Origin of the sequence: Streptomyces sp. NPDC013457, assembly GCF_043089925.1 — a bacterium.
GTDB lineage: Bacteria > Actinomycetota > Actinomycetes > Streptomycetales > Streptomycetaceae > Streptomyces.
The window spans coordinates 317,526-331,113 of record NZ_JBICBL010000005.1 but is presented as its reverse complement, the minus strand read 5'-3'; the positions used below and the strand labels follow the sequence as shown (position 1 = coordinate 331,113).

Sequence of the window (13,588 nt, the reverse complement as noted above, 5' to 3'; positions counted from 1 at the left end):
TCGTTCTGACCGGCAGAGGGATGTTCGGTGAACACGAAGAGGCGGGGGGCTTAACCGCCCCCGATCCCGGCCGTTTTCAGCGTGCGGAGAGGCTCTGTTCACCGTTTGTTGTGGCTCAGTTGGGCCAGCACACGAAATGCGTCTCTAGCGTCCTCGACGTGCCAGCAAGTACCCATGAACGAGTACGTGTCGCCGTACTCGCCGACTCCGACACCCGGTGGAAATGGGGCGCCCTCACCGCGCGCCGCATCACGGCTGCCGAACCCACCGGTTTCGTCCTGCGCGGCCGGGCGACCCCCACCGCGCGACAGCTCGCCGAGACCGGGGTCTCCACCACACCCCCGCGCGAGGTGACGGGCGCGGAGTTCCTTCGTGAGGTACGGGACGGGGAGTACGACCTCGTCGTCCTCTCGCTCGTCGGCGGCACGGTCCGCGCGGTCCTCCAGGGGATCGCCGACCTGGGCCTCGAGCGCCGCCCGGTGATCGTCACCGGCTATGTCGGAGTCGTCTACGAGAAGCTCGCCGACGGTCTCCTGCTGCGTCACGGCGCGGACGTCGTCCTCGCCAACTCCCGTCATGACGCGGAGCGTTTCCGTGCCGTGTACGAAGGAGTGGGCGCCGACGCCTCCTCGGTGGTGGAGGCGGCACTGCCGTTCCTCGGCGGTGCGCCCTACGCCTCCGAACCGGGCCGGGACACCCTCGTCTTCGCCGCCCAGCCGTCCGTGCCGGTCACCCGTGCCGACCGCGCCTACCTGCTCCGCAGGCTCGTCGAGCACGCCCGGCTGCATCCGGCGCGGGAGGTGCTGCTCAAGCTCCGCTCCAAGCCGGGCGAGCACACGACGCACCTGGAGGAGCTGCCGTACCAGAAGCTGGTGCGCGACCTGGACACCCCGCCCAACTTCCGTCTGGTGTACGGGCACATGGGCGAGGTGCTGGACCGCACCGACCTGCTGGTCACCGTCTCCTCGACGGCCGCGCTCGAAGCGCTGCACCGGCGGATCCCCACGGCGATCCTCACCGACATGGGCGTGCGCGAGGTCCTCGGCAACCACCACTTCATCGGATCGGGGCTGCTGACCTCCTTCGACCGGCTCGACGCGGACGTCCGCCCGAAGCCGGACGAGGAGTGGCTCGCCCGCCAGGGCGTCGCCGCTGGGGGTCCCCCCACTCCGCAAGGCGTAGGGGGAGGCGGCTACGAGAAGGCCTTCGACGCCGCCCGCGCGCGGGTCGCCGAACTGCTCGACGGGCCGCCGCTGCCCCCGATCACCCCCTACTACACGACGGAGACGGCCCCGGGGTACCTGCCCGGGATCCTCGCCCGCCACCGCCTCGACGTGACGGCGCCGGCGACCCGCGACAGCGGGCTGCGCCGGATCGTCCGGGAGGCGGCGCGGGGCGCGTACCGCCACGGCGTCCAGCGCGTGGCCCCCGTCATCCGCCGTCTTGGAGAACTCTGATGACCACGACCGTGCTTGCCGTCATCCCGGCGCGGGGCGGTTCCAAAGGCGTCCCCGCCAAGAACCTCGCCCCGGTCGCGGGCGTCCCGCTGGTCTCCCGCGCGGTCCGCGCCTGCCTCGGCGCCCCTCTGGTGACCGATGTCGTCGTCTCCACGGACGACGCGGCGATCGCCTCGGCCGCCCGTGCGGCCGGCGCGGAGGCGATCCACCGCCCGGCGTCGATCGCCGGCGACACGGCCACCAGCGAGTCGGCGGTCCTGCACGCGATGGACGCCTTCGAGGCGACGAGCGGGCGCCGCGCCGACGTGATCCTCCTCGTCCAGTGCACGAGCCCCTTCATCACGGCGGCCGAGGTCAACGGGACCGTCGAGCGGATCGTCGAGGGCGGTGCGGACACGGCCTTCACGGCCGCCCCGACCCACGGCTTCCTCTGGCGGGAGACCTCCGAGGCCGGGACCGGCGGGGAGGGCTCCGGTGCCTACGGCGTCAACCACGACAAGGCGCACCGTCCCCGCCGGCAGGACCGCGAGGCCGAGTACCTGGAGACCGGCGCCGTCTACGCGATGGCCGCCGAGGGCTTCCGTACCCACAAGCACCGCTTCTTCGGCCACACCGCGCTCGTCGTCACCGACCCCGCCAGGGTCCTGGAGATCGACGACCCGCACGACCTGGCCCGCGCCCGGGCGCTCGCGCCGCTGCTCGACACCCCCATCACCCCCGGCTTCGAGGACGTCGACGCCGTGGTCCTCGACTTCGACGGCACGCAGACCGACGACCGGGTCCATCTCGACTCCGAGGGGCACGAGTTCGTCTCCGCGCACCGGGGCGACGGCCTCGGCATCGCGGCCCTGCGCCGCGCGGGCATGCCGGTCCTGATCCTCTCGACCGAGCAGAACGCCGTCGTCGCCGCCCGCGCCCGCAAGCTGAAGATCCCCGTCCTGCACGGCATCGACCGCAAGGACCTCGCCCTCAAGCAGTGGTGCGAGGAACAGGGCATCGACCCGCAGCGCGTCCTCTACGCCGGCAACGACGTCAACGACCTCCCGTGCTTCCACCTCGTCGGCTGGCCCGTCGCGGTGGCGAGCGCGCACGACTCCGTACGGGCCGCCGCCCGTGCGGTGACCCTCACCCCCGGTGGCTCCGGAGCCGTCCGCGAGATCGCGGCCTGGCTTCTCGGACCCGAGCTCCACACCCCCAACTCCTAAGGAACACCAGAACCATGAGCAACCGTCTCCGCACGTTCGGCAGCAAGACCGCGGGCCCCGGCCAGCCCGTCTACGTCACCGGTGAGATCGGCATCAACCACAACGGCGACCTGGAGAACGCGATCGCGCTCATCGACGTGGCCGCCGATGCCGGCTGCGACGCCGTGAAGTTCCAGAAGCGCACGCCCGAGATCTGCACCCCGCGCGACCAGTGGGACATCGAGCGGGACACCCCCTGGGGCCGCATGACCTACATCGACTACCGCCACCGCGTGGAGTTCGGCGAGGACGAGTACCGCGCCATCGACGAGCACTGCAAGAAGCGCGGCATCGACTGGTTCGCCTCCCCGTGGGACACCGAGGCCGTCACCTTCCTGGAGAAGTTCGACGTCCCGGCGCACAAGGTCGCCTCCGCCTCCCTCACGGACGACGAGCTGCTCCGCTCGCTGCGCGCCACCGGCCGTACGGTCATTCTCTCGACCGGCATGTCGACGCCGAAGCAGATCCGTCACGCGGTCGAGGTCCTGGGCAGCGACAACATCCTGCTCTGCCACGCCACGTCCACGTACCCGGCCAAGGCCGAGGAGCTCAACCTCAACGTGATCAACACGCTGAAGGAGGAGTACCCGAACGTCCCGATCGGCTACTCCGGCCACGAGACGGGCCTCCAGACCACCCTGGCCGCCGTCGCCCTCGGCGCCACGTTCGTCGAGCGTCACATCACCCTCGACCGCGCCATGTGGGGCTCCGACCAGGCCGCCTCGGTCGAGCCGCAGGGCCTGCAGCGTCTGGTCCGCGACATCCGCACGATCGAGACCGCGCTCGGTGACGGCATCAAGAAGGTCTACGAGTCGGAGCTCGGCCCGATGAAGAAGCTCCGCCGGGTCCAGGGGTCTGTCGCCGCATGACCGGCCAGCTGGCGTTCGTCGAGAGCCCGGTCCAGCTTCTGAACGTCCTGGAGTGGGCACACGCCCAGTCCCTCGCCGTCGGGGGCACGACCGCCCCCGACGGCCGGGGGGCGGCGATACACGCGCCCTCCCACGACGCCCCGCCCCGTGACGGGCAGGGCTCCTCGGCCGCCGGCGCGCTCGCCGGTGCCGTCGTGGGTCAGGCCGACGACGGCCAGGGCCTCTCGACCGCCGGCTCCGGCGACAGCCCCGGCCCCCAGGGCCCGGGCACCGACGACAGCACGGTCTCCACGCCCGTCGTGCCCGCAGGGGCAGCGGACACCGACGACAGCGCGGTCTCCACGCCCGTCGTGCCCGCAGGGGCAGCGGACACCGACGACAGCGCGGTCTCCACGCCCGTCGTGCCCGCACGGCCCGGGCTCACGCTCGTCGTGCTCTCGCCGACCGACCCGATGTCGCGCGGCCAGCTGCGCCGGATGGCCCAGCTGGCCCGCGACGACGGGTTCACCGTGCACTGGCAGGAGGCCCGCGGCTCCCGCGGTTCCCTCGCCCGGACGCTGCGCGAGCTCGCCCCGCTGCTGCGGTCGGCCGAGCGTGTGATCGTCGGGGACCCGTTCTCCCGTTACGTGCAGCTGCTGCTCACGCTCTTCGCCCCCAAGCGTCTGACCGTCGTCGACGACGGCACCGCCACCATGGAGTACGCCGCCCAACTGGCTCGTGGCGAGCGTCTGGTCCGCTGGCACCGGCGCGGCAGCCGGGGGGCCCGCGAGCTGGTGCTCGCGCCGGTGACCGCCGCCGCCCGCCGCAAGCTCGCCCCGACCCAGCGCCGTACCGTCGAGATCTTCACCTCGCTCCCGGTCGAGCCGCCGCCCGGCACGACCGTCACCCGGAACACCTTCGCCTGGACCCGGTCCCGCTTCGGCCCGCCCCGGCTCACCAAGGGCGCGGACCTCGTCGGCACCTCGCTGGTCGAGACCGGCGTGGTCGACCCCGACCAGTACGCCGCCGTCGTCGCCGAGCTGGCCCGCACCCACGGCGCCACCCGCTACTTCGCGCACCGCCGCGAGGCGACCGAGAAGCTGCACCGGATCGCGGTGGAGACCGGTCTGGAGATCGTCCGGCCCGACCTGCCGCTGGAGCTGATCGCCCGGCGCGGCCCGATCGGCCGTACGGTGGTCAGCTTTCCCTCGACCGTCGTCCACACCCTGCCGCTGGCCCTGGCCGGCACGGGGGTCAAGGTCGCCGTCTGCGAGATCGCGCCGGAGTGGCTCAAGGAGACCGCCTCTCCGCGGGCCCAGGGCTTCCTGGCCGGAGTCGCGGGCACGGCGGCCCACGAGGTCGACCGGCTGAGCGCCCAGGCGGCTCAGGCCACCCCGACCCCACAACGGCTCGAATTCGGGTGAGCTTACCCACAAGGGATGGTCGTCAAGCCTGGTAAACCGAGATTCTTTCCCCTATCGGGCTGAACTTTTCGTGATCAACGGGCAGTTGATCTCTGAAGGGGCCTACCCTTCAAAAGGTGAACCAGTTGAAGTCCCGTGAGCCCGGCTCCGTCGCTCTGCCCGGAACGCTGTCCGCGCCGCTGCGCGCCGAACTGATCGCGTTCCGCCGCGACTTGCACATGCACCCCGAGCTCGGCAACCAGGAGTTCCGGACGACCGCTGCCGTGAAGGCCCGCCTGGAGGCCGCGGGACTCGCGCCGAAGGTCCTCCCGGCGGGCACGGGCCTGGTGTGCGACATCGGCACCTGGAACCGGACACGCCCCATGCTGGCGATCCGCGCCGACCTCGACGCGCTGCCCATTCCCGACGTCAAGACCGTCGCGTACCGCTCCACCGTGCCCAACCGGGCCCACGCGTGTGGACACGATGTCCACACCACCACGGTGCTCGGCGCCGGGCTCGTCCTCGCCGAGCTCGACCGGCAGGGGCTGCTCCCCAACGCCGTACGGCTGATCTTCCAGCCCGCCGAGGAGGTCCTGCCCGGCGGCGCCGCCGACGCCATCGAGTACGGCGTCCTGGACGGGGTCGGCCGGATCATCGCCGTGCACTGCGACCCGAAGGTGGACGCCGGCCGGATCGGTCTGCGCCCCGGCCCCATCACCTCCGCGTGCGACCGCCTCGAAGTCACCCTGGACGGCCCCGGCGGCCACACGGCCCGCCCGCACCTCACGACGGACCTGGTCACGGCCGCCGCCCGGATCGCCGTCGACGTCCCGGCCCTGCTCGCCCGCCGGGTGGACGCCCGCTCGGGCCTCGCGGTCACCTGGGGCCGTATCGAGGCCGGCCACGCCTGCAACGTCATCCCGCAGCACGCCGAGCTCTCCGGCACGGTCCGCTGCCTCGACCTGCCCGCCTGGCGCGACGCCCCCGACCTGGTCCACGCGGCGATCGACGAGATCGCGACGCTCCACCGCGCCAAGTCGACGATCAACTACGTCCGCGGAGTCCCCCCGGTCGTCAACGACCCGGTCGTCACCGAACTGCTCCGGGACGCCATGACCGCCCGCAGGGGAGCAGAGCAGGTCGAGGACACCGAGCAGAGCCTCGGTGGCGAGGACTTCTCCTGGTACCTGGAGCACGTCCCCGGCGCGATGGCCCGCCTGGGCGTCCGCACCCCGGGCGACACGACACGCCGGGACCTGCACGCGGGCGACTTCGACGTGGACGAGCGGGCCATCGCGGTGGGCGTCGAGTTCTTCACCGCGGCGGCCCTGCTGGACGGCGCACCGCGGCTCTGACGCGCCGGAACACGGTTCATCCGGTCGGCCCAGCGGCCGACGCGCGTTCGGCCCAGCGGTCCGCGCGCCGCCGCGCGGGCCCGGGTCGAACGCGCGCACCAGCGTGTATAACCGGTCGTGCCGGGGCGGACGCCGCCGGTCGTCCTTCTGGCCGGTTCGCGACGATCCGATAACGACTCATGAACGGGTCTTTAACTGACATCTACGCGCGTTACGATCCACGCGAAACCAGCGCCGGAAGAGGCGCTTTCGGTCAGTCTCGAAGGGACCCTCCTCTTGCGCCGGGTATCCAAGATCGTTTCCGCGTCCGCAGTGACCGCGGCCCTCGCTCTCACCGCCACCGCTTGCGGTGAGTCGTCCACCGAGTCCGGATCCGACTCGGACACCATCAAGGTCGGCATGGCGTACGACGTCGGCGGCCGTGGTGACAACTCGTTCAACGACTCCGCCGCCCGTGGCCTCGACAAGGCCAAGGCCGACCTGGGTGTCGAGACCAAGGAGCTCACCGCCAAGACCGGTGAGACCCCGGCCGACCGCGAGCAGCGCCTCACCTCGCTCGCCGAGGGCGGCTTCAACCCGGTCATCGGTGTCGGCTTCGCCTACAAGGACGCCATCGACAAGGTCGCCGCGAAGTTCCCGAAGACCACCTTCGGCCTCGTCGACTCGGTCTCCGACGTGAAGAACGTCGACTCGATCGTCTTCACCGAGGAGCAGGGCTCGTACCTCGCCGGTGTCGCGGCCGCGCTGAAGTCCAAGGACGGCAAGATCGGCTTCATCGGCGGTGTCGACACCCCGCTGATCAAGAAGTTCGCCGCCGGCTTCCAGCAGGGTGTCAAGGACACCAAGCCGGACGCCTCGGTCACCATCCAGTACCTGTCCACCGGTACGGACTTCTCCGGCTTCGGCGCCCCGGACAAGGGCAAGGCCGCCGCCAAGGGCATGCTCGACAAGGGCATCGACGTCATCTACGCCGCCGCGGGCGGCTCGGGTGCCGGCGCCATCGAGGCCGTCGCCGCCAAGCCGGGCACCTGGGCGATCGGCGTCGACTCGGACCAGGCCAAGGACCCGGCCCTGTCCAAGTACGCCGGTTCGATCATGACCTCGATGGTCAAGAACGTCGACACGGGTGTCTTCGAGCTCGTCAAGTCCGTCCAGGACGGCAAGCCGGCGACCGGCACGCACGTCTACTCGCTGGCCGAGAACGGCGTCTCCCTGACCACCACCGGTGGCCACCTCGCCGACATCCAGCCCAAGCTGGACGAGGCCAAGCAGAAGATCATCGACGGCCAGATCAAGGTCAACACGACCCTCTGACATCCGTCGGAGAGGGGCCCGGAGAGCGGCTTCGGCCGACACTCCGGGCCCCCTTCACACGTCTGCCCGCGGGCAGTTGAACGATTTTCCAAAAGCTACGCGCGTAGCGTCCGCCGTACAGGGTATTTTTCGCCACCGACAGCGCCTGCGCACCGCCTCATCCCCTCCTCACGCTCCCTGCCTAGGAGAGTGCGTCATCAAAGCCTCCAGCCCCAGCAGTCCCAACGCCGTAGAACTCCGCGGCATCACCAAGCGTTTCCCCGGAGTCGTGGCCAACCACGACATCGACATCACCGTGCGCCGCGGCACCGTGCACGCCCTCGTGGGCGAGAACGGCGCGGGCAAGTCGACCCTGATGAAGATCCTGTACGGCATGCAGAAGCCGGACGAGGGCACCATCACGGTCGACGGCGAGCTGGTGACGTTCAACAGCCCCGGCGATGCCATCACCCGCGGTGTCGGCATGGTCCACCAGCACTTCATGCTCGCGGACAACCTCACCGTCCTCGAGAACGTCGTCCTCGGCTCCGAGAAGCTGTACGGCATCGGCGACAAGGCCCGCGCCAAGATCAAGGAGATCTCCGGCGCGTACGGCCTCGGCGTCCGTCCCGACGTGCTCGTCGAGGACCTCGGTGTGGCCGACCGTCAGCGCGTGGAGATCCTCAAGGTCCTCTACCGCGGCGCCCGCACCCTGATCCTCGACGAGCCGACCGCCGTGCTCGTCCCGCAGGAGGTCGACGCGCTCTTCGACAACCTGCGCGAGCTCAAGGCGGAGGGCCTGACGGTCATCTTCATCTCGCACAAGCTGGGCGAGGTCCTGTCCGTCGCCGACGAGATCACCGTCATCCGCCGCGGCACCACGGTCGGCACCGCCGACCCGAAGCACACCACGACCAAGCAGCTCGCCGAGCTGATGGTCGGCGCCGAGCTGCCCTCGCCGGAGACCCGCGAGTCGACGGTCACGGACGTGCCGATGCTGACGGTCCAGGACCTGTCGCTCAGCGCCGTCGACCCCGACGGCGTGGTCCGCGCGGTCCTCGGCGGCATCACCTTCACCATCCACAAGGGTGAGGTGCTCGGCATCGCCGGTGTCGAGGGCAACGGCCAGTCCGAGCTCGTCGACACGATCATGGGCATGCGCAACGCCGACCGGGGTGTCGTGACCCTCGACGGCGCCGACATCTCCTCCGCCCCGACGCGCAAGCGGCGCGAGGACGGCATCGGCTGCATCCCCGAGGACCGCCACCGGCACGGTCTGCTCCTGGAGGCCCCCCTCTGGGAGAACCGCATCCTCGGCCACGTCACCGAGAAGCCCAACTCCAAGGGCGCCATCCTCGACCTCAAGGCCGCCCGCAAGGACACCGAGCGGATCGTCCGCGAGTACGACGTCCGTACCCCCGGCATCGAGGTCACCGCGGCCTCCCTCTCCGGCGGCAACCAGCAGAAGCTGATCGTCGGCCGCGAGATGAGCCACGACCCGAAGCTGCTGATCGCCGCCCACCCCACCCGGGGCGTGGATGTCGGCGCGCAGGCGCAGATCTGGGACCAGATCCGCGCGGCGCGCCGGGAGGGCCTCGCGGTCCTGCTGATCTCCGCCGACCTGGACGAGCTGATCGGCCTCTCCGACACCCTGCGCGTGATGTACCGCGGGCGTCTGGTGGCCGACGCCGACCCGGCGACCATCACCCCGGAGGAGCTGGGCTCGGCCATGACCGGCGCCGCCGCCGGCCACCTTGAGCACCCTGAGAGCCCTGAGGGCACCGACGGCCCGGAGGACGAGGCCCGATGAAGAAGTTCGACAAGGAGCGGTTGCTCCTCGGCATCGCGGCACCGCTGCTCGCGATCGTCGCCGCCTTCCTGATCACCGCCCTGGTGCTCGCGGCGACCGGCAAGGAGCCGTTCAGCGCCTTCGGGATCATGTTCGACTACGGCATCAAGTCGGACAGCCAGGTCTACATCATCAACAAGGCGACGACGTACTACCTGGCGGGCATCGCGGTGGCCATCGGCTTCCGCATGAACCTGTTCAACATCGGTGTCGACGGCCAGTACCGTCTCGCGGCGTTCTTCGCCGCCGCCGTCGGTGGCGCGCTGACCCTTCCGGGCGTCGTCCAGATCCCGCTGATCATCATCACGGCGATGATCGTCGGCGCCATGTGGGCGGGCATCGCCGGTGTCCTGAAGACCACTCGGGGTGTCAGCGAGGTCGTCTCCACGATCATGCTGAACTTCATCGCGACCGCGATCATCGGCTACCTGCTCCAGCCCGGCCGTCTCGGCCACCTGGACGCGGCCGGCACGAAGGTCGCGACGACCCCGCTGCCGGAGTCCTCGCGCTTCTTCGACTTCCCGACCACGCCGACCCCGGTCTACGGCTTCGTCGTCGTCGCGGTCATCGCGGGCCTCGGGTACTGGTTCACGCTCTCCCGCACCCGCTTCGGCTTCGACCTGCGCACCGTCGGCCAGTCCGACACCGCGGCCGCGGCCTCCGGCGTCAACGTCAAGCGGATGGTCGTCACCTCCATGCTGATCTCCGGCGCCATGGCCGGTCTGATCGGTATGCCGACGCTGCTCAACGACAGTTACGAGTTCGGCGGCGACTTCCCCGTCGGCATCGGCTTCACCGGTATCGCCATCGCCCTGCTGGGCCGCAACCACCCGATCGGCATCGCGCTCGCCGCGATCCTCTGGGGCTTCCTCGAGCGCGGCGGCCAGCAGCTGGAGTTCGAGGACTACGACCGGGAGATCGTCGGCGTCATGCAGGGCGTCATCGTCCTCTGCGTCGTCATCGCCTACGAACTCGTCCGCCGCTACGGCCTCAAGCGCCAGCAGCGTCAGGTCGGCGAGAAGCTCGCGGCCCAGGCCCGTTCCAACAACTCGACGGAGGTGTCGGCGTGAGCGCCACGGCGACTTCCACCCCGCCGCCCGCCGCGCCCAAGGCGGCCGGTGGCAAGGGCGGCCGCACCCGCCTCTCCCTGCCCTGGATCCTGCTGATCGTCGCGGGCGGGCTCGTCGCCCTCTCCGCCGTCCGGGCCATCACCGGCGCGCAGGACCTCACCTCGGCCGGCCAGATCGGCGCCGCGCTCTCCCTCGCCGTGCCGATCGGCCTCGCCGGTCTCGGCGGTCTGTGGGCCGAGCGCGCGGGCGTGGTCAACATCGGCCTCGAAGGCATGATGATCCTCGGCACCTTCTTCGGTGCCTGGGCCGGCTGGCAGACCAGCCCGTGGCTCGGCATCCTCGCCGGCATCCTGGGCGGCATGCTCGGCGGTCTGCTGCACGCGGTCGCCACGGTCACCTTCGGTGTCGACCACATCATCTCCGGTATCGCGATCAACATCCTGGCGGTCGGCTTCACCACCTACTTCGCCAAGCTGTGGTTCAACACCGGGGAGGCGGCGACGAAGGGCGGCAGCCCCAAGCAGTCCCCGCCGGCCGAGGAGATCACCTCGGTGACGATCCCGGGCCTGTCCGACTGGCTGGCCGACATCGAGAAGCACCACTGGTTCCTGATCTCGGACATCGCCGGCATCCTCGGCGGCCTGGTCACCAACGTCTCGGTGGTCACGATCATCGCCGTCCTGCTGGTGATCGGCACGTTCTTCGTGCTGTGGAAGACCGCGTTCGGTCTGCGCCTGCGCTCCTGCGGTGAGAACCCGATCGCCGCCGAGTCGCTCGGCGTCAACGTCTACAAGTACAAGTACATCGCCGTGATCGTCTCCGGCGGCATGGCCGGTCTCGGCGGCGCCTTCCTGTCGCTGGTCACCTCGCACATCTACAACGAGGGCCAGACCGGTGGCCGTGGCTACATCGGCCTCGCGGCGATGATCTTCGGCAACTGGCGGCCGGGCGGCCTGGCGATGGGCGCGGGCCTGTTCGGCTTCGCCGACGCGCTCCAGCTGCGCAGCGGCGGCGAGTCCGTCCACGCGCTGCTCCTGCTGCTCTTCGCGGTCCTGGTGGCCATCGCGGCCTGGAAGGCGTACAAGAAGCGCTGGATCACCTCCTCGATCGCCATCGTCATCGGCGTCGGCGTGTTCATCTGGTACCTCGGTACGGAGACGGTGCCGGTCGAGTTCGTCAGCGCCACGCCGTACGTGGTGACCCTGCTGGTGCTGTCGCTCTCCGCCCAGCGCCTGCGGATGCCCAAGGCGGACGGCATGCGCTACCGCAAGGGCGAGGGCAAGTGACGCCCAGCGCCCCGGCACCCGACTGGGAGCTGCTGCGGGTGACGGCCCGGGACGCCATGTCCCGCGCCTACGCCCCGTACTCCGGCTTCCCGGTCGGCGCCGCCGCGCTCGTCGACGACGGGCGGGTGGTCTCCGGCTGCAACGTGGAGAACGCCTCGTACGGCCTCGGGCTGTGCGCGGAGTGCGGGCTCGTCTCGCAGCTCCAGGCCACCGGAGGCGGCCGGCTGACCCACTTCGTCTGCGTGGACGGCCAGGGCGAGTCCCTGGTGCCCTGCGGACGGTGCCGGCAGCTGCTGTACGAGTTCGGCGGCCCCGAGCTCGTCCTGGAGACCCCGGCCGGGTTCGTCACCCTCGCCGAGATGCTCCCGCAGGCCTTCGGCCCCGACCACCTCGCGAAGTAAGACCGCGGAGCGGCCCTTCCGGCACGATGGGAAGGGCCGCTCCTCCTTTCCCCCTCTATGCGCGTAGAAAGAGGCACCACCATGGACGTCATCTCCGTCATCCGCACCAAGCGGGACAAGGGCGAGCTGAGCCCGGAGCAGATCGACTGGGTCATCGACGCCTACACCCGCGGCGAGGTCGCCGACGAGCAGATGTCCGCCCTGGCCATGGCCATCCTGCTCAACGGCATGAACCGCACGGAGATCGCCCGCTGGACCGCCGCGATGATCGCGAGCGGCGAACGCATGGACTTCTCCTCGCTCTCCCGCCCGACCTCCGACAAGCACTCCACGGGCGGTGTCGGCGACAAGATCACCCTGCCGCTCGCCCCGCTGGTCGCCGCCTGCGGCGCGGCCGTGCCGCAGCTGTCGGGCCGGGGCCTCGGCCACACCGGCGGCACGCTGGACAAGCTGGAGTCGATCCCGGGCTGGCGCGCGCTGCTCTCCAACGAGGAGATGCTGCACGTCCTGGACACGACCGGCGCGGTGATCTGCGCGGCGGGCGACGGCCTGGCGCCGGCGGACAAGAAGCTCTACGCGCTGCGCGACGTCACCGGCACCGTGGAGGCGATCCCGCTGATCGCCTCCTCGATCATGTCGAAGAAGATCGCCGAGGGTACGGGCTCGCTCGTCCTGGACGTGAAGGTCGGCTCCGGCGCGTTCATGAAGAACATCGCGGACGCCCGTGAACTGGCCTCCACGATGGTCGGCCTCGGCACGGACAGCGGTGTGAAGACGGTCGCGCTGCTCACCGACATGTCGACCCCGCTCGGTCTGACCGCCGGCAACGCCCTGGAGGTCCGCGAGTCGGTCGAGGTCCTGGCGGGCGGCGGCCCGGCGGACGTCGTCGAGCTGACGATCGCGCTGGCGCGCGAGATGCTCGACGCGGCCGGGATCACGGACGCGGACCCGGCGAAGGCGCTGGCGGACGGCTCGGCGATGGACGTCTGGCGCCGGATGATCGCGGCGCAGGGCGGCGACCCGGACGCGACCCTCCCGGTCGCCCGCGAGCAGCACGTCGTGACCGCGGCCTCGTCGGGCGTCCTGACCCGCCTCGACGCGTACGACATCGGCATCGCCGCCTGGCGCCTCGGCGCCGGCCGGGCCCGCAAGGAGGACCCGGTCCAGGCGGGCGCGGGCGTCGAGCTGCACGCCAAGCCGGGCGACACGGTCACGGCGGGCCAGCCCCTGCTGACGCTCCACACGGACACGCCGGAGAAGTTCGACTACGCCCTGAAGTCCCTGGACGCCGCCTGGGACATCGCGGCGGAGGGCACGGCGTTCACCCCGAACCCGATCGTCCTGGACCGCATCGCCTGAGGGATATGCCTCTGACACCT

11 protein-coding genes are annotated in these 13,588 nt (G+C 70.8%); all 11 read left to right on the top strand.

The genetic code is table 11. The annotated features are described in order from the left end of the window. Positions 1-158: 158 nt before the first annotated feature. The 11 genes from ACF1G2_RS16030 (at position 159) to ACF1G2_RS15980 (ending at position 13,568) form a co-directional block, all read left to right on the top strand. Positions 159-1,457 carry a DUF6716 putative glycosyltransferase gene (locus ACF1G2_RS16030; protein ID WP_391798846.1) on the top strand — a complete coding sequence of 433 codons (1,299 nt, stop codon included), beginning with the start codon at positions 159-161 and terminating at the stop codon, positions 1,455-1,457. Next, a complete protein-coding gene (locus ACF1G2_RS16025) occupies positions 1,457-2,662 on the top strand; it encodes a cytidylyltransferase domain-containing protein (protein WP_391798845.1) in 1,206 nt (401 codons plus the stop codon). The genes ACF1G2_RS16030 and ACF1G2_RS16025 overlap by 1 nt, the downstream gene beginning before the upstream one ends. Before the next feature lie 14 nt (positions 2,663-2,676). Further along, on the top strand, positions 2,677-3,570 hold the full coding sequence (locus ACF1G2_RS16020) for an N-acetylneuraminate synthase family protein (RefSeq protein ID WP_391798844.1): 894 nt from the start codon (positions 2,677-2,679) through the stop codon (positions 3,568-3,570). Between the two features lie 401 nt (positions 3,571-3,971). Next, entirely contained in the window at positions 3,972-4,973 is a 1,002-nt protein-coding gene (locus ACF1G2_RS16015) for a hypothetical protein (RefSeq protein ID WP_391799035.1), read from the top strand. A gap of 116 nt (positions 4,974-5,089) precedes the next feature. Continuing rightward, positions 5,090-6,310, top strand: coding sequence for an amidohydrolase (locus tag ACF1G2_RS16010; protein WP_391798843.1), 1,221 nt, complete (start codon positions 5,090-5,092; stop codon positions 6,308-6,310). 276 nt (positions 6,311-6,586) lie between these two features. Continuing rightward, entirely contained in the window at positions 6,587-7,624 is a 1,038-nt protein-coding gene (locus tag ACF1G2_RS16005; protein WP_391798842.1) for a BMP family protein, read from the top strand. Positions 7,625-7,820: 196 nt separating this feature from the next. Then, on the top strand, positions 7,821-9,413 hold the full coding sequence (locus ACF1G2_RS16000) for an ABC transporter ATP-binding protein (RefSeq protein ID WP_361597284.1): 1,593 nt from the start codon (positions 7,821-7,823) through the stop codon (positions 9,411-9,413). After that, a complete protein-coding gene (locus ACF1G2_RS15995; protein ID WP_391798841.1) occupies positions 9,410-10,522 on the top strand; it encodes an ABC transporter permease in 1,113 nt (370 codons plus the stop codon). Before ACF1G2_RS16000 ends, ACF1G2_RS15995 begins: the two co-directional genes overlap by 4 nt. After that, positions 10,519-11,808, top strand: a complete 1,290-nt coding sequence (locus ACF1G2_RS15990; RefSeq protein WP_391798840.1) for an ABC transporter permease — start codon at positions 10,519-10,521, stop codon at positions 11,806-11,808. The genes ACF1G2_RS15995 and ACF1G2_RS15990 overlap by 4 nt, the downstream gene beginning before the upstream one ends. Next, positions 11,805-12,209 (top strand): cytidine deaminase, encoded by a 405-nt coding sequence (locus tag ACF1G2_RS15985; RefSeq protein WP_391798839.1) that lies wholly within the window; start codon positions 11,805-11,807, stop codon positions 12,207-12,209. Before ACF1G2_RS15990 ends, ACF1G2_RS15985 begins: the two co-directional genes overlap by 4 nt. An 81-nt stretch (positions 12,210-12,290) precedes the next feature. Then, positions 12,291-13,568 carry a thymidine phosphorylase gene (locus tag ACF1G2_RS15980; protein ID WP_391798838.1) on the top strand — a complete coding sequence of 426 codons (1,278 nt, stop codon included), beginning with the start codon at positions 12,291-12,293 and terminating at the stop codon, positions 13,566-13,568. The last annotated feature ends 20 nt before the right edge of the window (positions 13,569-13,588 follow it).

Coding starts and splice junctions, on each gene's coding strand:
- ACF1G2_RS16025 (WP_391798845.1), top strand. CDS start 1,457: ATGACCACGACCGTGCTTGCCGTCATCCCGGCGCGGGGCGGTTCCAAA.
- ACF1G2_RS16020 (WP_391798844.1), top strand. CDS start 2,677: ATGAGCAACCGTCTCCGCACGTTCGGCAGCAAGACCGCGGGCCCCGGC.
- ACF1G2_RS15995 (WP_391798841.1), top strand. CDS start 9,410: ATGAAGAAGTTCGACAAGGAGCGGTTGCTCCTCGGCATCGCGGCACCG.
- ACF1G2_RS15980 (WP_391798838.1), top strand. CDS start 12,291: ATGGACGTCATCTCCGTCATCCGCACCAAGCGGGACAAGGGCGAGCTG.